This is a genomic window from Rathayibacter caricis DSM 15933 (genome assembly GCF_003044275.1).
Classification (GTDB): Bacteria; Actinomycetota; Actinomycetes; order Actinomycetales; family Microbacteriaceae; genus Rathayibacter; species Rathayibacter caricis.
Genome location: NZ_PZPL01000001.1, coordinates 464744 through 483372, shown reverse-complemented (window position 1 = coordinate 483372; position 18629 = coordinate 464744). Strand labels below are relative to the sequence as shown.

Below are 18629 nucleotides of genomic sequence, written 5' to 3'. Positions count from 1 at the left end.
TCGCAGTCCGCCTCAGAACAGCGGCCACGGCACCGCGGGCATCCCGCCCCGCGGCGCCGGGAACCGGCCGGAGGAGCGCAGCCGGTCGCAGCGCCGCCCCAGCACCTCGATCTCCTCGTCCAGCAGCAGCTCCGACAGCGCCGCGCCGAGCGGCCCGTCCACCGCGCTCCGGAGGCGTCCCAGCGCATCGATCTCGTCGGCCGTCAGCGGCTCGCCGATCCAGCCCCACAGCACTGTGCGCAGCTTGTGCTCGACGTGGAACGTCAGGCCGTGGTCGACGCCGTAGCGGTGCCCGTCGGGCATGGCGAGCACGTGCCCGCCCTTGCGGTCGGCGTTGTTGACGACCACGTCGAAGACCGCCATCCGCCGCAGCGCCGCCGAGTCCTCGTGCACGAGCGAGACGTCGCGGTCCTCCTCGTCGCTGCCGTCGAGCACGTGCCGCCAGCCCTCGGCGACCTCCTTCGACGGCACCAGGTCCACCGCGTCCTGCTCGGGGTCGATGTCCTGCCAGAGCTGCACCATGCCGGGGCCGAGCGGCCCGTCGCGGAGCCACGTGCGCGGCACCACGTTCCAGCCCAGCGCCTCGGAGGCGAGGTACGCGGCCGCCTCCCGGCCCGCGAGGTCGCCGTCGGGGAAGTCCCAGAGCGGCTTCTCGCCGGACACGGGCTTGTAGACCACCGACGTGTCGCCGATCCGCGCGAGGAACGTGGCGTTGGAGGCCGTGGTGATCCGCCCGGTGAGCTCGAGCGCGCCGCTCATGAGCTCGCCGCCGTCGGTCGGCTCCGCGCCGTCGCTCATGCGAGCGGGCAGTCGTGCCCGTCGGGGTCCATCGGATCGCCGCAGCGCGGGCACAGCGGACGCCCGGCGCCCACGACCTCGAGGGTGCGCTTGGCGAAGGCGCGCGCCGTGCCGACGGGGATCCGCAGCACGACCATCTCCTCGGGCTCCGCCTCCTCGGCCGACTCGTCGGCCTCGGTCAGCGGGAACGCCTCGATCACGATCTGCGCGGTTGTCGGATCCCAGCCGAGGCTGAGCCCGCCGACCCGGAACTCCGGCTCCACCGGCTGGTCGAGCGGCTCGTTGTCGACGAGCTCGGCTGGGGTGCCGACCGGGACGCTCGCCGGGTTGCCCTCGGCGGCCATCAGCTGGTCGAGGATCTCGTCGATCTTCTCGGCCAGGAGCGCCGACTGCTGCTTCTCGAGCCCGACGCTCACCACGCGGGGCCCGGTGCGGGCCTGGAGGTAGAAGGAGCGCGAACCGGGCGAGCCGACGGTGCCGACGACGATCCGGTCGGGCCAGTCGAACGCGTGGACGAGAGGCATGTCCCCAGTCTAGGAGCCGCTTCCCGCGCCTTGGCTGATCGGGATCCGAGGTCCCGGCCTACTCGTGACCCGCCCCGCCGCCCACCGGCGCGTCGGCCGCGGGGGCCGCCGCCGCCCGCAGCCAGCCGAGGTCCCCCGCCTCCGTGTTCATCGCGACGACCTCGGGCCGTCCCGCGCCGTAGCGGATGATCGACACCGACGCCGGTCCGACCGACAGCCGCTGGAAGAGGTCGAGGTGCATGCCGAGCGCGTCGGCCAGGATCGCCTTGATCGTGTCGCCGTGGCTGACCGCCGCCCAGACCGCACCCGGTCCGTGCCGCTCCGCGACCGCCGCATCGTGCCTCCGGATCGCCGCGACCGCGCGCGCCTGCATCGCCGCGAGCCCCTCCCCGCCCGGGAACACGACCGCCGAGGGCTGGTTCTGCACCGTCGCCCACAGCGGCTCCTTCGCCAGGTCGCGCAGGTGCCGACCCGACCACTGCCCGTAGTCGGCCTCGGTGACGCCCTTCTCGACGACGGGCTCCGGAGGCGCCTCCTGGCGGTCGAGGATCGCGCGCGAGGTCTGCCGGCAGCGCTCGAGCGGGCTCGTCACGAGGGCCGCGAGCGGCACCGCAGCGAGGCGCTCGCCGGTGCGGACGGCCTGCGCGCGTCCGACGTCGTCGAGCCGGACCCCGGCGGTGCGGCCGGCCAGGATCCCGGCGGTGTTCGCGGTGGTGCGCCCGTGCCGGACGAGGAGGAGGGTGGGCATGGAGTCAGCGTAGGCGCGGCGAATCCCTCCGGTGCTGGATCCCTCCGGTGCCGGATGCCTCCGGTGCTGGATCCCTCCGGCGGCGGATGCCTCGGGCCGAGTGGCGTGGCTACCGTGGAACGAGCGGCCGCCCACCGCGGCCCGCGGTTCGCACCGAAGGGACTCTCATGGACGGGACGAACGGGATCACTCCCGGCGACGACGCGACCGACGGGCCCGCCGCCGCCCCCTCCTGGGCCGCTCCGGACGCGTCGGGCCGCTCCGGCGAGATCGCCCTGCGGATTCGCGGCCTCCGCAAGCGCTTCGGCGACAAGGAGGCGGTCAAGGGCATCGACCTCGACGTGCCCGCCGGCTCCTTCTTCGGCCTGGTCGGCCCGAACGGCGCGGGCAAGACGACGACGCTCTCGATGGCGACCGCGCTGCTCCGTCCCGACGAGGGCGTGGTCACGATCCACGAGGTCGACGTCTGGACGCGGACGCTCGAGGCCAAGCGCCTGATCGGCGTGCTGGCCGACGGAGTGAAGCTGTTCGACCGCCTCACCGGACTCCAGCTCATCACCTACTACGGCCTGCTCTGCGGCATCGACCGCCCCACGGTCCTGCAGCGCGCCGACGACCTGCTCGAGCTGCTCGGCCTGGATCCGGCCGATCGCACCCTCGTCGTCGACTACTCCGCAGGCATGACCAAGAAGATCGCGCTCGCCTGCGCGCTCGTGCGCGCCCCGCGACTCCTGGTGCTCGACGAGCCGTTCGAGTCGGTCGACCCGGTGTCGGCGGCCAACATCCGCGACATCCTCACCGGCTTCGTCGCCTCCGGAGGCACGGTCATCGTCTCGAGCCACTCGATGGACCTGGTCGAGCGGATGTGCGACCGCGTCGCCGTCATCGCCGACGGCCGCGTCCTCGCGGCGGGCACGCTCGCCGAGGTGCGCGCGGGCTCGAGCCTCGAGGAGCGCTTCGTCGAGCTCGTCGGCGGCCGCACCCACCAGGAGGGACCGGCATGGTTGCGCATCTCCTGAGGCTGCGCCTGCTCCTGCTGCGCAACGCGCTCACGCGCAACGTGTGGCAGCTGATCGGGGTGATCTTCGGCGGCCTGTACGCGGTCTTCGTCCTCGGCCTGGTCGTCGTCGGCCTCGTCGCGCTCGGCGGCACCGATCCCGCGCTCGTGAACGCCGCGATCGTGCTCGGCGGCTCCGTGCTGCTGCTGGGCTGGGTGCTGGGCCCGATCTTCGTGTCGGGCTCGGATCAGAGCCTCGACCTCTCGACGCTCGCCACCTTCCCGATCCCGCTGAAGACCCTGATGCTGGGCCTCGCCGCGGCGGGTCTCGCCGGCATCCCCGGCATCGTCACCACCCTGGGCGCCCTCGCGACCGCGGCCGCCTGGTGGAGCGCTCCGATCGGCGTCCTGCCCGCGCTCGTCTGCGCCGCGATCGGAGTCGCCACCTGCGTCGTGGCGTCGCGCCTGATCGGCGCCCTCACCACGGGCCTCGGCTCGAGCCGCCGCTACCGCGAGGTGATCGGCGGCGTGGTGCTCGTCGTCATGATCCTGCTCGGGCCCCTGCTCATCGGAGTGATGAACGTGGTCCGCGACGGCATCGACGTGCTGCCCGTGGTCGCCTCGGCCCTGGGCTGGTCGCCGCTCGGCGCGATCTGGGCGGTCCCCGGCTCGATCGTCGCGGGGGAGTGGCTCGTCGCGCTCGCCCGCTTCGCGATCGGGGTCGCCACCCTCGCGGTCGTCGTGTGGGCCTGGTCGCGCGCGCTGCGCCGCGCCCTGCGCGAGCCCGCCGCGTCCGCGTCCGGCACCGCCTCCGGATCGGCCGGCATCGGCCTGTTCGGCCGCTTCCCCGGCACCCCGACCGGCGCGATCGCCGCCCGCGCCCTCGGCTACTGGTGGCGCGACCCGCGCTACAGCCGCGGCCTGCTCGTCGTGCCGGCGATCGTCGTCCTCACGGTCTTCTACGGCGCGATCGGCGGCGGAGGAAGCACCATCGCGATCTTCTCGGCCGTCTTCATCGGCCTGATCTTCGGCGTAACCCTCTGCGCCGACGTCTCCTACGACGGCACCGCGTGGGCCGCGCACGTCAGCGCCGGAGTGACGGGGGCGGCCGACCGCGCCGGCCGTGTCATCGCCGCCGCGATCGTGGGCGTCCCCGCCGTGGTGATCGTCGCCGTCGGCACGTGCGTCTACGCGGGGCGACCGGAGGCGATCCCTGCGATCCTGGGACTCTCGCTCGCCCTCGTGCTGAGCGGCTTCGGAGTGTCGAGCATCGCCTCCGCGCTGGTCGTCTACCCCGTGCCCGCGCCGGGCGACAGCCCGCTCAAGACGCCGCCCGGCTCCGGCATGATCTCGAGCGTCGTGATGCTCGCCAGCATGGGCGCGACCGCGCTGCTCTCGCTCCCGTCGATCGTCGTCGGAGCGATCGCGCTCGTCGGCGACGACGTCGCGCTCGGACTCGTGTCGCTGGCGCTCGCCGTCGTCGTCGGCGGCCTCCTCGCCGTGCTCGGCATCCGCCTCGGCGGCCGCCTCGTCGACCGCCGCGCCCCGGAGCTCTTCGCCACCCTGGTGACGGTCGGCTGACGCGCCGCCCCGCCCCGCCGACTCCTCGGAAGTCGTCGTACTCGAGCTCGAGTACGACAACTTCTGCTGACTCGACATCGTCGTCCGACCTCGGGCCCGTCGATCCGCCAGAAGTTGCGGGAAGCGTGCGCCGTTACCGCAACTTCTGCGGAACGGCGAGCCCGCGCCGCCCCGAACCCGCCGCGGCAGGATGGACGCATGCGCAGCGTCGAACTCCTGCTCGACCACGATTTCGAGGCGCGCGTCCGCGGTCAGTGGGAGGCGCTCGAGGCCGCCGGCGTCCCGAGCCTCGCCCTGCACCGCTCCGACAGCAACCGCCCCCACATCACGCTCGTCGCCGGCCCCGAGCTGCCCTGCCCGGCCACCGGCGCCCTCGGCCCGCTCCCCGCGGCCGTCGACCTCGGCGCCGTCCTCCTCTTCCCGCACGCGGGCCGCTTCGTGATCGCCTGGGGCGTCGTCCGCTCGCCCGCCCTCGACGCGCTGCACCGACGCACGGTCGCCGCGGTCCCGGGAGGCGTCCCCACGTCGCTCCCGGAGTCGTGGACACCGCACGTGAGCGTCTCGCGCCGCCTCCGCGCCGAGCAGCTCGCCGAGGCCGTCCCGCTGCTGGGCGAGCCGTTCACGGTCGGCCTCGCGGGCGCGCGCTTCTGGGACGGCGACACGAAGACCGTCACTGAGCTCTGACTCCTCCCCAGCCGCGCCTTCCGAGAGCTCTCCCCAGCCTCCGTCGGACCCGGAGCGCCGTCGGAGGCGGCGGGTAGAGTTCCCCGGGTGACAGAGACCACCGCGACCGCCCTCCCGCTCGCCGAGCAGCCCGGTTCTCCGACGCCCGCGCAGGCGATCCTCGAGAAGGTCTTCGGCTACTCCTCGTTCCGCGGCGAGCAGGAGCAGATCGTCGAGCAGGTCATCGGAGGCGGCGACGCCGTCGTCCTGATGCCCACCGGCGGCGGCAAGTCGCTCTGCTACCAGATCCCGTCGATCGTCCGCGAGGGCACCGGAGTGGTCGTGTCGCCCCTCATCGCCCTCATGCAGGACCAGGTCGACGCCCTGCGCGCCAACGGCGTCCGCGCCGAGTTCCTCAACTCCACCCAGGACCCGGGTGAGCGCGCCCGCGTCGAGCGCGCGTACCTCGACGGCGAGCTCGATCTGCTCTACGTCGCCCCCGAGCGCCTCGGCAACGAGGGCATGAAGCAGTTCCTCGCCCGCGGCCGCATCGCCCTCTTCGCCATCGACGAGGCGCACTGCGTGAGCCAGTGGGGCCACGACTTCCGGCCCGACTACCTCGCCCTCGGCGAGCTGGCCGAGCGCTGGCCCGACGTCCCGCGCATCGCGCTCACCGCCACGGCGACCGAGGCGACGCACCGCGAGATCACCACGCGGCTGCACATGGGCGAGGCCCGCCACTTCGTCTCGAGCTTCGACCGGCCCAACATCCAGTACCGGATCGTCAACAAGGTCGAGCCCCGCAAGCAGCTGATCGACTTCCTCCGCCGTGAGCACGCCGACGACGCCGGCATCGTCTACGCCCTGTCGCGCAAGAGCGTCGAGGCCACGGCAGAGGCCCTGCGCGGCGCCGGCTTCGACGCCGTGGCGTACCACGCCGGTCTCGACTCCCGCGTCCGCGCCGCCGCGCAGTCGCGCTTCCTCCGCGAGGAGGGAGTCATCGTCTGCGCCACCATCGCGTTCGGCATGGGCATCGACAAGCCCGATGTCCGCTTCGTCGCGCACATCGACCTGCCCAAGTCGGTCGAGGGCTACTACCAGGAGACGGGTCGCGCCGGCCGCGACGGCCTCCCGTCCACCGCGTGGCTCGCCTACGGCCTGCAGGACGTCGTGCAGCAGCGCCGAATGATCGACGAGTCGCCGGGCGATCTCGCCCACCGCCGCCGGATGTCCGCGCACCTCGACGCGATGCTCGCGCTGTCCGAGACGGTGCAGTGCCGCCGCGTGAACCTGCTCGCATACTTCGGCCAGGAGAGCACGGCCTGCGGCAACTGCGACACCTGCCTCGAGCCGCCCGCCTCGTGGGACGGCACGGTCGCCGCGCAGAAGTTCCTCTCGACCGTCGTCCGGCTCAAGCGCGAGCGCAACCAGCAGTTCGGCGCCGGCCACGTCATCGACATCCTCCGCGGCAAGACCACCCCGCGCACCACCCAGCACGGTCACGACGCGCTGTCGACCTGGGGCATCGGCGCCGACCTCAGCGACACCCAGTGGCGCGGAGTCGCGCGCCAGCTGCTCGCGCAGGGCCTGCTGGGGGTGAACGACGACGGCTTCGGCACGCTCGTCATCACTCCGGCGTCCGGCTCCGTCCTCAGCGGCGAGCGCAAGGTCGAGCTGCGTCAGGAGCCCGAGAAGCCCGCCCGCTCGAGCGGGTCCTCGCGCTCCGGTCGCTCGACCGTGTCCGACCTGCCGACCGAGGCGCAGCCGCTGTTCGAGCGCCTCCGCGAGTGGCGCGCCGCGCAGGCCCGCGCTCAGTCGGTTCCCGCCTACATCGTCTTCAACGACGCCACCCTCCGCGAGATCGCGACCGCCGAGCCCGCCACGATCGACGCGCTCAGCATCATCGGCGGCGTCGGCCAGAAGAAGCTCCTGACCTACGGAGCCGCGGTGCTCGCCGTCGTCGCCGGCGAGACCCCCGAGATCGCCGAGCCCGACGCGAACCAGGAGGAGCCCGCTCCCCGACGACCCGCGCGCTCGGGTGCCGCCCGCTCCGGTGGCGCCGCGGCCAAGGGCGCACGCCCCGCCTTCGGCGGCGGCTCCTCCGAGCGCGCCTCCGGCCCGCCCGTCTCCTCCGCCCCGCCCGAGGACGACTGGGTGCCGCCGGACGAGCCCTACTGGGAGCCGGGCTGGGACAGCTACTGAGCCCCGGTCAGTCCGTGCCGACCGTCACCATCCAGATGCCGATCACGGTGGCGGCGAACGACAGCACCGTCCCGGCGATCGGCGCCCAGAACGCGATCCTCCGCCGCAGCAGCAGCACGATCGACGCGACGACCGCGGCGAGCATCCCGATCCACACCCCGCCCGCCGCGATCAGGACGCCCCAGTTGAGCAGGGTGAAATCGCAGTCGTCGCGCCCCATGCAGCCGTCGCTCGCCATGCCCGAGAACAGGCCGACGTAGGTCAGCAGCAGCGTCACGCAGACCTCGGCCAGGAGCAGCACGATCGTGAGGACGAGGTCCCACACCCGAATCGGGCGCCGGGAACCCGGAGCCGGCGGAGACGGAGGCTGCCCGCTCACGTGCCCGTCCCGGCCATCGCCATCCCCGCGCCGGCGATCGTGGCGACGAACGAGAGCACCGTGCCCGCGATCGGCACCCAGAACGTGATCCTCCGCTGGATCAGCAGCACGATCGACACCACCAGCGCCACGAGCATCCCGATCCACACGCCGCCCGCGGCGACGAGGACTCCGCCGCCGATCAGCCCCGAGTCGCAGTCGTTCCCGCCCATGCAGGCGTCGCTCGCCATCGCGAGGAACAGCCCGAAGTACGACAGCAGCGCGGTCAGCACGAACTCGCCCGCCAGCAGCACGATCGTGAGCACGAGATCCCAGACCCGCACCGGCCGCCGGGCGCGCGCAGCAGTCCAGGGCGTGCCCGGTCCCGCCGGGCGCTGATCGACGACCGCGGCGGGCGCAGGGCGTTCCGGCTCGCGGCGCGGCGGCGGGGGCGGAGGAAGCGGCGGCTCACTCATACCGCGAGCCTACTCACGGGCCCGCAGCACGCGGCCGACGCCCCGCCTGGCCGCTTCCGACAACGCGCCGCCGCCTCCGCCCGTCCCCGTTTGTCGGCCCGCGACGGAACCTTTCCGCCTTCCGCGAGAGCGACCTACCGTGCAGTGACCGCCTCCTGATCCACGACGCTTCGGGGGAGCGACCGGGCCCACCGCTCCGGTCGCACGCGGCTGGTCGAAGGGATCCTCCACTCATGGTCACCACTGCTCCCCGCCCCCGCTCCGCCGCGGACGCCGCCGAGAAGGCCGCGACCGGCACGTCCCGCCGGCGCCGCTCCCGCGCCGGGGCCATCGCGCCCACTCCTCCGATCGACGCGCTCGGAACCGAGGTCGACGCCCGCCTCGACGAGGACGGTACGCCTTCCGTCGACGTCGCCGCCCTCGGCGAGCTGCTGCTGGGCGAGTGGAAGGAGCAGCGCCTCGCGTCCCGCGCGCTGACCGCTCGCCCCGAGCTCCACGGCGAGGCCGGCCTCCCCATGGCCGAGCACCGCGCGCGGGTGACGCGGCAGATGCGTCTCCTCGCCGCCGAGAAGGGCGTGCTGCGCGCGTTCCCGGCCGACCTCGGCGGAGGCGCCGACCACGGCGGCAACATCGCCGGCTTCGAGGAGCTGGTCACCGCCGACCCGTCGCTGCAGATCAAGTCCGGCGTGCAGTGGGGCCTCTTCGGCGCGGCCGTCCTGCACCTCGGCACCCGCGAGCACCACGAGAAGTGGCTGCCCGGCATCATGAACCTCGAGATCCCGGGCGCGTTCGCGATGACCGAGACGGGTCACGGCTCCGACGTCGCCTCGATCGCGACCAGCGCGACCTTCGACGAGCAGACCGGCGACTTCGTGCTCAACACCCCCTTCCGCGCGGCGTGGAAGGACTACCTCGGCAACGCCGCGATCGACGGCCGCGCCGCCGTCGTCTTCGCCCAGCTCGTCACCCGCGGGGTCGGCCACGGCGTCCACGCGTTCTTCGTGCCCCTGCGCGACGAGACGGGCGCGTTCCTCCCCGGGATCGGCGGAGAGGACGACGGCCTGAAAGGCGGTCTGAACGGCATCGACAACGGCCGCCTGCACTTCGACCACGTCCGCGTGCCCCGTGAGAACCTGCTGAACCGCTACGGTTCCGTCACCGCCGACGGCACCTACTCCTCGCCCATCGCGAGCCCCGGCCGACGCTTCTTCACCATGCTCGGCACCCTCGTGCAGGGCCGAGTCTCGCTCGACGGAGCCGCCGTCGCCGCCTCCCGCATCGCCCTGGCGATCGCCGTGACCTACGGCGACCAGCGCCGCCAGTTCACCGGGGGAGGGGAGCGCGAGGAGGTGCTCCTCGACTACCAGCGCCACCAGCGCCGGCTGCTCCCGCGCCTCGCCACGACCTACGCGGCCGGATTCGCGCACGACACGCTCCTGCGCGCGTTCGACGACGTCTTCTCGGGCGCGAACGACACCGACGAGTCGCGCCAGGACCTCGAGACCCTCGCCGCCGGCCTCAAGGCGCTCTCCACTTGGCACGCCCTCGACACCCTCCAGGAGGCGCGCGAGGCCTGCGGAGGAGCGGGCTTCCTCGCCGAGAACCGGCTCACGCAGCTGCGCGCCGACCTCGACGTCTACGTCACCTTCGAGGGCGACAACACGGTGCTCCTGCAGCTCGTCGCGAAGCGACTGCTGACCGACGTCGGGCGCCGCTTCAAGGACGCCCAGCCCACCGAGCTGGCGCGCTACGCCGTCGGGCAGGTGGCGGAGGCGACCGTCGACACCTCGGGGCTCCGCCGTCTCGCGCAGGTCGTCTCGGACCGCGGATCCACCGCCCGCTCCGTCGGCCAGCTCCGCGAGGACCAGCGCGAGCTGCTCACCGGCCGCGTCGAGACCATGGTCTCGGGCATCGCATCGCGGCTCCGCTCGGCGTCGAAGCTCCCGGCCGACGAGGCGGCCCGCCTGTTCAACGCGCACCAGGACCAGCTGATCGAGGCGGCTCGCGCGCACGCCCAGCTGCTCCAGTGGGAGGCGTTCACCGACGCGCTGTCCCGGATCGAGGACGAGGGCACCCGCACCGTCCTGACGTGGCTCCGCGACCTGTTCGGCCTCGGCCTGATCGAGGAGCACCTCGACTGGTACCTGCTGCACGGCCGGCTCTCGTCGCAGCGCGCCGTCGCGGTGACCTCGTACATCGACCGTCTGCTGGCCCGCCTCCGCCCGCACGCCGGCGCCCTCGTCGCGGCGTTCGGGTACGGCCCCGAGCACCTGCGCGCGGCGATCGCGACCGGTGCCGAGCAGACGCGGCAGGAGGAGGCGCGCGCCTGGTACGAGGCGGCCCGCGCCGACGGCACCCTCCCGCGTCCCGAGAAGGCGCCGCGGCACTGACGCCCGGGCTCAGCGCCGCAGGTACGCCTGCGCCGCGTCGCGCTCGGCCCGCAGCTCCAGCACCGACTCGTCGATCTTGCGCCGCGAGTACTCGTCGATCTCGAGCCCCTCGACGATCCGCCACTCGCCGTCGACCGAGCGGACCGGGAACGACGAGATCAGCCCCTCCTCCACTCCGTAGGACCCGTCCGACTCGACGGCGGCCGACGTCCAGTCGGTCCCCGTCACCCAGTCGTGCACGTGGTCGATCGCGGCGGATGCGGCTGAGGCCGCCGAGGACGCGCCGCGCACCTCGATGATCTCGGCGCCGCGCTTCGCGACGCGCGGCTCGAACTCGTCGTGCAGCCACGCGGAGTCGACCAGCTCGGTCACCGGACGCCCGTCGACGCTGGCGTGCGTGGCGTCCGGGTACTGCGAAGCGGAGTGGTTGCCCCAGATCGCGACGCCCGCGACCGAGCCGACCGGCGCATCCAGCTTCGCGGCCAGCTGCGCGACGGCGCGGTTGTGGTCGAGCCGGGTCATCGCGGTGAAGCGGCCGTGCGGGATGTCCGGGGCGCTCGCGCGGGCGATCCAGGCGTTCGTGTTGGCCGGGTTGCCGACCACCAGCACCCGGATGTCGTCGGCGGCGTGCGCATTCAGCGCGGCGCCCTGCGGCCCGAAGATCCCCGCGTTCGCCGCGAGCAGGTCGGCGCGCTCCATCCCCGCCGAGCGCGGGCGGGCGCCGACCAGCAGCGCGACGTTCGCACCGTCGAAGGCCGCGGCGGCGTCGTCCGTCACCTCGATCCCGTCCAGGAGCGGGAAGGCCCCGTCCTGCAGCTCGAGGGCCGTCCCGGCGGCGGCGCGCAGCCCCGCCGGGATCTCGAGGAGGTTCAGCCGCACGGGGACGTCAGGCCCGAGCAGCTGACCCGAGGCGATGCGGAACAGCAGGGCGTAGCCGATGGCGCCCCCCGCTCCCGTGACCGTGACCTTCATCGGCGTGCGCTGCGTGCTCATGCGGCCGAGCGTAGGCGCGGGTCCTGCGTGCGCGGTAGGAGAGCGGGGGAACCCGGACTACAGCTGCTTCAGCCAGTAGTACGGCGTCGACTGCTGCGCGTTGTTCCCGCCGTTCGTATCGCCGGGTTCGGCCTGGATCAGGTAGGAGGCGAGCGTGGTGATCCGGCGCTCGCCGCCGATCCAGCCCGGCGTCGACCAGTCGAGGTAGGTGTCCACGCTCTGCCCCGGTGCCAGTGAGCCGTTCCAGACCATGCGGACGACGGCGAAGCCGCCGGAGGGGAAGACGCTGGCGATGGTGAAGCCGCCGGGAACCCTGTTGTTCGAGGCGGAGCCGTTCGCGTAGCTCGACGGGTCGAAGTAGGTGTCGATGGTGAACTGCGTCGCCGTCCCTGGTCCGTTGTTGGTCACCTGGAGGTGGAGAGTGAGTCCGCTGTTCTGCCCCCAGCCCGGCTCGCCGGTCGGGCCGGCGTAGGCGACGGTGCCGCCGATGGAGCCCATCTGCGCGTAGGTGATGTCGAGGTCGACGGTCTGGACGGGCTGCGGATCGGAGGCCGCGGCGAGCGGTGCGGCAGCGGCTCCGGCGACGACCGGGATCGTCCACGCGGCTCCGGCGACGATCGTCCGGCGCAGAACAGGAGCACCGTCGTGCTCAAGGGGGGTCGGCGGGACGGGGAGGTTCTTCGAGGCGCTCATGAGCGGGTTCCTTTCGAGGGGTGATGACGTCGACCAGAGTCGGCGACGGTCGGCACTCCTCGGACGGTCTTGTCGGGTCGGCCCGTTCGAACCGTCGGGTCGAGCGCCCAGCGAGCGGCATCTGGAGCCGTGTGGGCACGATCGAACTCCGCCCTCACCTCGCGAGCGACCCATGACGACGGGACCTCATGCCGACCGACCTCCCTCCCGCGCAGCGCAGGCTCTCCCTGTCGGGCGCGTCCGCCGCGGGGTGGCTCGGTCGTCGCGGAGCGACCGTTCCACCGGATCCTGCTCTGCGCCTCTACGCGGACGCGTTGCACGACGACGGGTTCTCGGTCGCGCGGGTCTGGAACACAGCGACGACGCTGGCGATGCAGACCCGGCCCACTCCACTGCTCCTGCTCGTGCTGGACGGTGCCGCCGTGATGGCGGACGGCCGTCGCGTCCAGAGCGGGGACGCCGTTCTGCTGTCGAGCGCCGAGTCCTTCGCCGTTCCCGAGAGTCTGGCGAGGATCGAAGTGGCTCTCTCGGAGCGGTCCCCGCTCGACGCGAGGTCCGGCCCGCGCTCGGCGGCGCTCGTTCCCGGTACGGCTTACAGAGAAACCCTCGCCGCGGCGTGCCACGCGCTCCTCGCCGGATCGGCGACACCGGCCGATGAGGCGTGGCCGGCCGCACGTCGCGCCCTCGAGGATCTGACGGTCGCCGTACTCCGGGCGGGCGATCCCTGGTCGGGCGCGTCGGCGACGAGCGTCGATCTCGTGCGTCGTGCGGTTCGCGCGGTCGAGGATCGGGCACATGATCCCGACTTCTCGGTCGAGGAGCTGGCTCGGATCGTCTCCGTGTCGGAGCGCTCACTCCAACGCGCCTTCCGCAGCATCGACTCCTCGCCCCGATCGGTGATCCGCGAGATCCGCGCCCGTGAGGCTCTCCGCCGCCTCGGTGCGAGACCCGACCGGACCGAGGCGCAGCGCGTCGCCCGCCAGACCGGATTCAGGACGGCCGAGGCGATGCGATCCGCCATCCGCGCCTCCCCGCAGAGCGATGCGGCTCGGCCGCCCACCTGAACGTCATGCCTCTCTCGCGTCGGATCCGCTCGGTCTGAGGGACGTCAGCCGACCGCGAGCCACCTCCTGCAGCGCCGCGAGCACACGCCGCACCGGGGCGTGCGCGAGCGCGTCGGGCCGGGCGAGCACGTCCACGTGACGGACGAGCGCCACTCCGTCCACCGGCCGCAGCACCATGCCGTCGACGGCGAGAGCCGCCGCCGTGACCCGGGGCATGACCGCGATCGCGGCGCCGGTGCGGACCACCTCGGCGGCGACGAAGAACTCGTTGATCCGGTGCTCGATGCGCGGGGCCCGCCCCGCCAGCGCGCCGAGGTGGTCGAGCACACCTGCCAGGGGGAAGCCCTCATGCGTTGAGATCCAGCGCTCGTCGCGGAGCTGCTCGGGCCGGATGCTCGACTGCCCGGCGAGCGGGTGCGCGGCGTGCAGGGCGATGTCGAGCGGTTCGACGAGCAGCGGAGTGACGACGAGGCGCGCGGTCGGCCACTCCGGATCGTGGGCGAGGCGGTGCGCGATCACGAGGTCGTGATCGGCGGTCAGCCCGGCGAAGCGGTCCTGGGCGACGTCGGCGTCGGCGAGCGCGACCTGCTGGCCCTCGCCCAGGGCGCGCAGGAGCGGACCGAAGAGCGTGAGCCCGGCGCTGTGGAACGCCGAGACCCGCACGGGCCGGTCGTCCTGCTCGAGGAACGAGCCGACCGCCGCGCGGGCGTCGGCCAGCGCCTCCTCCACCCGCGCTCCCGCGACGGCGAGCGCCTCGCCCGCCTCGGTGAGCACGAGCCGGCGGCCGCTGCGCACGGTCAGCGGCACCGGGATCCCGGCCTGCAGGGCGCCGAGCTGCTGCGACACGGCCGAGGCGCTGACGTGCAGCGCCGCGGCGACGGCGGCGACGCTCCCGCGGTCGCCGAGCTCGCGGAGGAGACGGAGTCGCGCCGGATCCATGAGCGTTCCCTTCATCGTCGATCAAGACGATGCCCGTTGTTCTTCATCGTCCAGGCCTCGACAGTAGCCCCATGCCTTCACGCCGCTCCGCCGACACCGCCGCCGATCTGCTCCTGCTCGGCGTCGCCGCGGTCTGGGGAGCGAGCTTCCTCGCGGCGAAGGACCTGGCCGCCGAGACCGGTGTGCCCGCGGCCGTCGCCCTCCGCTTCCTCGTCGCCGCGGCGGCGACCGGTCTGCTCTGCGTCGCGCGCCGCGAGCGGCTCCCTCGCGGCCGGGGACTCGCGATCGCCGCGCTGCTGGGCTGCTCGCAGGCCGCGGTGATCGGCCTCGAGACCTGGGGCGTGCACCTCACCTCCGCCACCAACGCGGGCCTGCTGATCAGCCTCGCGCTGGTGATGACCCCGGTGCTCGAGGGCCTCGCGTCCCGCTCCTGGCTCCCGCGCTCGTTCTTCGTCGCCGCGGTTGCGGCCGTGGTCGGAGTCGCGCTGCTCGTCTCGGACGGCGGCCTCCGCGCGCCCGCCCCGGGCGATGCGCTGGTGATCGCGGCCGCGGTGGTCCGCGCCGTCCACGTCACGGCGAGCGGGCACCTGACGCGGGATCGCTCCGACGGCACGCTCGGCGTGGTGCTCGTGCAGATGCTCGTCTGCGCCGGCGCGTTCTCGCTGATCGCCGGCCCCTCCCTCCCGGCCGCGGCGGCCGCTCTCGATGCGGCGGCCTGGGGGAACGTGCTCTTCCTGGGTCTGCTCTGCTCGGTCTTCGCCTTCGTCGTGCAGCTCTGGGCGGTGCGGCGCACCTCCGCGTCGCGGGCGAGCATCCTGATGGGGACCGAGCCGGTCTGGGCGCTGCTGGTCGGCACCGTGCTCGCGGGCGAGGCGATCGGGCCTCTCGGCGCCCTCGGGGCCGCCCTGATCGTGGCCGCCGCCTACGCCGGTCAGGCGATCGAGCGGAGGCACCGCCGCGCCCGGTCGATCCCGCACCGCGCCGCCGAGATCGCCGAACGCGCCACTGCGACTCCGTAGAGTGCCGAGCATGCGCACCCTCTACCCCGAGATCGAGCCCTTCGAATCGGGCATGCTCGACGTCGGCGACGGCCACTCCGTCTACTGGGAGGTCTCGGGCAACCCCGACGGCAAGCCCGTCGTGTTCCTGCACGGCGGCCCCGGCGCCGGCACCTCGCCCGCCCACCGCCGCCTCTTCGATCCCGCGAAGTACCGCATCGTCCTCTTCGACCAGCGGATGTGCGGACGCTCGACCCCGCACGCCAGCGAGCCCGGTGCGGACCTCTCGACGAACACCACCTGGTACCTCGTCGGCGACATCGAGCGCCTGCGCGAGCACCTCGGCATCGAGACCTGGCTCGTCCTCGGCGGCTCCTGGGGCTCGACCCTCGCCCTCGCGTACGCCGAGACGCACCCGGATCGAGTCAGCGAGATCGTCCTCCGCGGAATCTTCACCCTGCGCCGCGCCGAGCTCGAGTGGTTCTACGAGGGCGGCGCGGCGGCCGTCTACCCCGACCTCTGGGAGTCCTACACCGCGGTCGTCCCCGCCTCCGAGCGCGGCAGTTTCATCGAGGCGTACTACCGCCTCCTGCACGACGAGGACCCTGCCGTGCACGGTCCGGCCGGCGTCGCCTGGACCACCTGGGAGGCGTCGACCATCTCGCTCCTGCAGAAGCCCGAGATGATCGAGGCCTGGTCCGACCCCGCCTTCGCGCTCGCCTTCGCGCGGATCGAGAACCACTTCTTCGTGCACCAGGGCTGGTTCGAGGAGGGGCAGCTGATCCGCGACGCCCAGGTACTGCGCCGCATCCCCGCGGTCATCGTGCAGGGCCGCTACGACATGTGCACCCCTGCGTTCACCGCCTGGGACCTGCACCGCGCGTGGCCCGAGGCCGACTTCCACCTCATCGCCGACGCCGGCCACGCGTTCGACGAGCCGGGCATCCTGGACGCGCTCATCGAGGCGACCGACCGTTTCGCGGAGTGAGCAGAGGGGGCCGGCAGCCGGGTCTATCCTGAGCGGATGCGCCCGGACGCCGCCTCGGAGATGGACAGCTGGCCCACGGGCCGGCTGCTGTCGACGGCGTCCCGCATGGTCGAGCACGCCTGGCACGGCGCGCTCGCCGAGATCGGCCTGACCCACGCGGGCCTCATCGTCCTCCACCTGCTGCAGGGGGGTCCCGTGGCGCAGAAGGCGCTCGCCGCGTCGGCCCACGTCGAGGTGCAGACCATGTCGCGCACCATCGAGCGGCTCGAGCGCGAGGGGCACGTGGAGCGCAGGAGCGACCCCGCCGACCGCCGCCGCCAGCTCGTCTCGCTGACCGCGAAGGGCACCGAGGCGTGGCAGCGCGCGCACCGGCTCGAGGTCGACATGTTCCCGGGCAGCCTCGAGCACGGGCCTCTGCGCGACGCGCTGCTCGAGATCATCCGCGCCACGAGCGAGTCGCGCTGGGGCTGATCCGCCCCTCCGCAAGCCCCGGCGGCGGGCGGCGCCGGAGCACTACCGTGACCGCATGACCTTCAACGACGACTCCCAGCTCAGCGGCGGCAAGGTCCGCCGGCGCGGACGCACCACGGGCATCGCCGTCGGCGGCGGCGCAGGCGTGGTCGTCGTGCTCGCGCTGCTGTCGCAGCTGCTCGGCGTGGATCTCTCGGGGCTCGGCGGTCTGGTCGGCGGAGGCGGCACGTCGCCCGAGCAGATCACCAGCACCGCGGTCGCCTGCGACAGCGGCGCCGACGCCAACGCCGAGGTCGACTGCCGCCTCGAGGGCGCGGCCGAGTCGCTCGACCGCTACTGGGGCACCGCGACCGGCACGATCGGCGCGACCTACACGACTCCGGGCGGCGTCATCGTCTTCGACACCGAGACGAGCACCGGATGCGGCGGCGCGACGGCGGCCGTCGGACCGTTCTACTGCCCGCCGGACCAGACCATCTACCTCGACACCGAGTTCTTCGACGAGCTGCGGACCCGGTTCGACACCTCGGGCGGATCGCTCGCGCAGATGTACATCCTCGCCCACGAGTGGGGCCACCACATCCAGAACCTGACCGGCGCGATGGAGTCGGCCGACCGCTCCGGCACCGGCCCCGACTCCGACTCGGTGCGCCTCGAGCTGCAGGCCGACTGCTTCGCCGGCGCGTGGGTCGGCGACGCCTCGACGGTCCCCGACGAGACGGGCACGCCCTACCTCAAGCCGGTCACCGCTCAGGAGTACCAGGACGCCCTGGGCGCGGCGGCGGCCGTCGGCGACGACCGGATCCAGGAGCAGGCGACCGGCACGGTCGACCCCGAGGGCTGGACCCACGGCTCGGCCGAGCAGCGCCAGCGCTGGTTCGAGGCCGGCTTCGAGGGTGACGCCGTCGACTGCGACACCTTCGCCGTCCCGGGCGCTCAGCTCTGACCCCGCCTGTGCTGGTCGAGTAGCCGCGCAGCGGCGTCTCGAGACCAGCAGCCGCGCCCCTCAGGAGACCGAGTCCGCCGGCTCCTCCATGAACCACTCCGTGAACGAGCACGCCCGCCCGTCCGGAGCGAAGCGGATGATCCACAGGTTCAGGTACGTCTCCGCTCCCGGGTACACGGTCCGCCCCTGCACCACCGCCGTCTCGTCCGTCAGCGCGACGAGACCCCACGCGAAGGTCGGCTCGGCCGGCTCCGACTCCGCTCGCCACCACTCCACGATGGCGTCGCGCGGAGTGATCGCGTCGCGGTGCGGGGCCGTCAAGTATTCGGCGTCCTCGGTGAAGAGCGCGGCGATGTCTGCGGGGTCGTCGCTCGCCCACGCCGTCTCGTAGCCGGCGATCCAGTTCTCGATGTCGATCATGCGCACATCCTCGTCTCGCCCGCCGCGCACGGGAAGGGGAGGCCGACCGCTGCGCAGAACGTCTGCTGAGATGGGGGTCTGTCGCCTGTCAGGCGATATCCCTTCCTCTCAGCTCAGGTTCTGCGGCGGAACCCCGTCGTCCTCCTCCTCGAGCAGCCGCACGATCTGCAGCTCGCGGAGCCGCGTCGTGGTCTGCAGCATCTCGCGGGCGGCGATCGCGAGGCGGCACAGCAGCACCACGAGGACCACGGCGAGCACCGCGCCCACCACCACGACGACGATGTACAGCGAGAAGAAGACGGTGCTCGGCAGAGTGGTCATCGCTCCACGGTAGGCGGGCCGGCGTCCGGATCCCTCCCCCTCCCGACGGAGTGCGGCCG

20 protein-coding genes are annotated in these 18629 nt (G+C 73.2%); 10 read left to right on the top strand and 10 right to left on the bottom strand.

Going from position 1 to position 18629, the window contains the following annotated elements:
- Positions 1–12 precede the first annotated feature (12 nt).
- The 3 genes from C1I63_RS02295 to C1I63_RS02285 are packed head-to-tail and all read right to left on the bottom strand — an operon-like array spanning position 13 to position 2070.
- Positions 13–798, bottom strand: coding sequence for an SCO1664 family protein (locus tag C1I63_RS02295; RefSeq protein ID WP_107573613.1), 786 nt, complete (start codon positions 796–798; stop codon positions 13–15).
- Positions 795–1322: a DUF3090 domain-containing protein gene (locus C1I63_RS02290; protein WP_107573612.1), complete on the bottom strand. Its 528-nt coding sequence runs from the start codon at positions 1320–1322 to the stop codon at positions 795–797. The genes C1I63_RS02295 and C1I63_RS02290 overlap by 4 nt, the downstream gene beginning before the upstream one ends.
- A gap of 58 nt (positions 1323–1380) precedes the next feature.
- Positions 1381–2070 (bottom strand): MSMEG_4193 family putative phosphomutase, encoded by a 690-nt coding sequence (locus C1I63_RS02285; protein WP_107573611.1) that lies wholly within the window; start codon positions 2068–2070, stop codon positions 1381–1383.
- Positions 2071–2237: 167 nt separating this feature from the next.
- Between C1I63_RS02285 and C1I63_RS02280 the strand changes: the two genes are divergently transcribed.
- The 4 genes from C1I63_RS02280 (at position 2238) to recQ (ending at position 7513) form a co-directional block, all read left to right on the top strand.
- Positions 2238–3089 (top strand): ABC transporter ATP-binding protein, encoded by an 852-nt coding sequence (locus tag C1I63_RS02280; RefSeq protein WP_082481142.1) that lies wholly within the window; start codon positions 2238–2240, stop codon positions 3087–3089.
- Complete coding sequence (locus tag C1I63_RS02275) at positions 3071–4648, top strand: transporter (RefSeq protein WP_107573610.1); 1578 nt, start codon at positions 3071–3073, stop codon at positions 4646–4648. Before C1I63_RS02280 ends, C1I63_RS02275 begins: the two co-directional genes overlap by 19 nt.
- 198 nt (positions 4649–4846) lie before the next feature.
- Complete coding sequence (locus tag C1I63_RS02270; protein ID WP_107573609.1) at positions 4847–5332, top strand: 2'-5' RNA ligase family protein; 486 nt, start codon at positions 4847–4849, stop codon at positions 5330–5332.
- An 87-nt stretch (positions 5333–5419) separates the two neighbouring features.
- Entirely contained in the window at positions 5420–7513 is a 2094-nt protein-coding gene (gene recQ / locus C1I63_RS02265) for a DNA helicase RecQ (protein WP_107573608.1), read from the top strand.
- A 7-nt stretch (positions 7514–7520) separates the two neighbouring features.
- On the opposite strand, the gene C1I63_RS02260 is transcribed toward recQ, so the two are convergent.
- Together C1I63_RS02260 and C1I63_RS02255 are read right to left on the bottom strand one after the other, a co-directional pair.
- Positions 7521–7838 carry a hypothetical protein gene (locus tag C1I63_RS02260; RefSeq protein ID WP_107573607.1) on the bottom strand — a complete coding sequence of 106 codons (318 nt, stop codon included), beginning with the start codon at positions 7836–7838 and terminating at the stop codon, positions 7521–7523.
- A gap of 50 nt (positions 7839–7888) precedes the next feature.
- Entirely contained in the window at positions 7889–8347 is a 459-nt protein-coding gene (locus C1I63_RS02255; protein WP_146168345.1) for a DUF6264 family protein, read from the bottom strand.
- 233 nt (positions 8348–8580) lie between these two features.
- Here C1I63_RS02255 and C1I63_RS02250 point away from each other — a divergent pair, with 233 nt between their 5' ends.
- The gene (locus C1I63_RS02250; protein ID WP_107573605.1) at positions 8581–10737 is read left to right on the top strand and encodes an acyl-CoA dehydrogenase family protein; all 2157 of its coding nucleotides are present in this window, start codon (positions 8581–8583) and stop codon (positions 10735–10737) included.
- 9 nt (positions 10738–10746) lie between these two features.
- Here C1I63_RS02250 and C1I63_RS02245 read toward each other — a convergent pair whose 3' ends face one another.
- Positions 10747–11730 (bottom strand): malate dehydrogenase, encoded by a 984-nt coding sequence (locus C1I63_RS02245; protein WP_244906954.1) that lies wholly within the window; start codon positions 11728–11730, stop codon positions 10747–10749.
- 57 nt (positions 11731–11787) lie between these two features.
- Entirely contained in the window at positions 11788–12423 is a 636-nt protein-coding gene (locus C1I63_RS02240) for a DUF11 domain-containing protein (protein ID WP_107573604.1), read from the bottom strand.
- Positions 12424–12611: 188 nt separating this feature from the next.
- Between C1I63_RS02240 and C1I63_RS02235 the strand changes: the two genes are divergently transcribed.
- Complete coding sequence (locus C1I63_RS02235; protein WP_107573603.1) at positions 12612–13487, top strand: helix-turn-helix domain-containing protein; 876 nt, start codon at positions 12612–12614, stop codon at positions 13485–13487.
- A gap of 3 nt (positions 13488–13490) precedes the next feature.
- Here the strand turns inward: C1I63_RS02235 and C1I63_RS02230 are convergent, their stop codons facing one another.
- Positions 13491–14426, bottom strand: coding sequence for a LysR family transcriptional regulator (locus C1I63_RS02230; protein WP_107573602.1), 936 nt, complete (start codon positions 14424–14426; stop codon positions 13491–13493).
- Positions 14427–14497: 71 nt separating this feature from the next.
- Between C1I63_RS02230 and C1I63_RS02225 the strand changes: the two genes are divergently transcribed.
- Genes C1I63_RS02225 through ypfJ form a run of 4 tightly spaced genes read left to right on the top strand, consistent with a single transcriptional unit; the run spans position 14498 to position 17829 of the window.
- Positions 14498–15445 (top strand): DMT family transporter, encoded by a 948-nt coding sequence (locus C1I63_RS02225; RefSeq protein ID WP_107573601.1) that lies wholly within the window; start codon positions 14498–14500, stop codon positions 15443–15445.
- Positions 15446–15455: 10 nt separating this feature from the next.
- Positions 15456–16412, top strand: coding sequence for a prolyl aminopeptidase (gene pip / locus C1I63_RS02220; protein WP_107575697.1), 957 nt, complete (start codon positions 15456–15458; stop codon positions 16410–16412).
- A gap of 36 nt (positions 16413–16448) precedes the next feature.
- A complete protein-coding gene (locus tag C1I63_RS02215; RefSeq protein ID WP_107573600.1) occupies positions 16449–16883 on the top strand; it encodes a MarR family winged helix-turn-helix transcriptional regulator in 435 nt (144 codons plus the stop codon).
- A 55-nt stretch (positions 16884–16938) separates the two neighbouring features.
- Positions 16939–17829 carry a KPN_02809 family neutral zinc metallopeptidase gene (ypfJ, locus tag C1I63_RS02210; protein ID WP_055789787.1) on the top strand — a complete coding sequence of 297 codons (891 nt, stop codon included), beginning with the start codon at positions 16939–16941 and terminating at the stop codon, positions 17827–17829.
- Between the two features lie 60 nt (positions 17830–17889).
- On the opposite strand, the gene C1I63_RS02205 is transcribed toward ypfJ, so the two are convergent.
- Both C1I63_RS02205 and C1I63_RS02200 read right to left on the bottom strand, forming a co-directional pair.
- Positions 17890–18249 carry a nuclear transport factor 2 family protein gene (locus C1I63_RS02205; RefSeq protein WP_107573599.1) on the bottom strand — a complete coding sequence of 120 codons (360 nt, stop codon included), beginning with the start codon at positions 18247–18249 and terminating at the stop codon, positions 17890–17892.
- Positions 18250–18357: 108 nt separating this feature from the next.
- The gene (locus C1I63_RS02200) at positions 18358–18570 is read right to left on the bottom strand and encodes a hypothetical protein (RefSeq protein ID WP_107573598.1); all 213 of its coding nucleotides are present in this window, start codon (positions 18568–18570) and stop codon (positions 18358–18360) included.
- Positions 18571–18629: the final 59 nt, after the last annotated feature.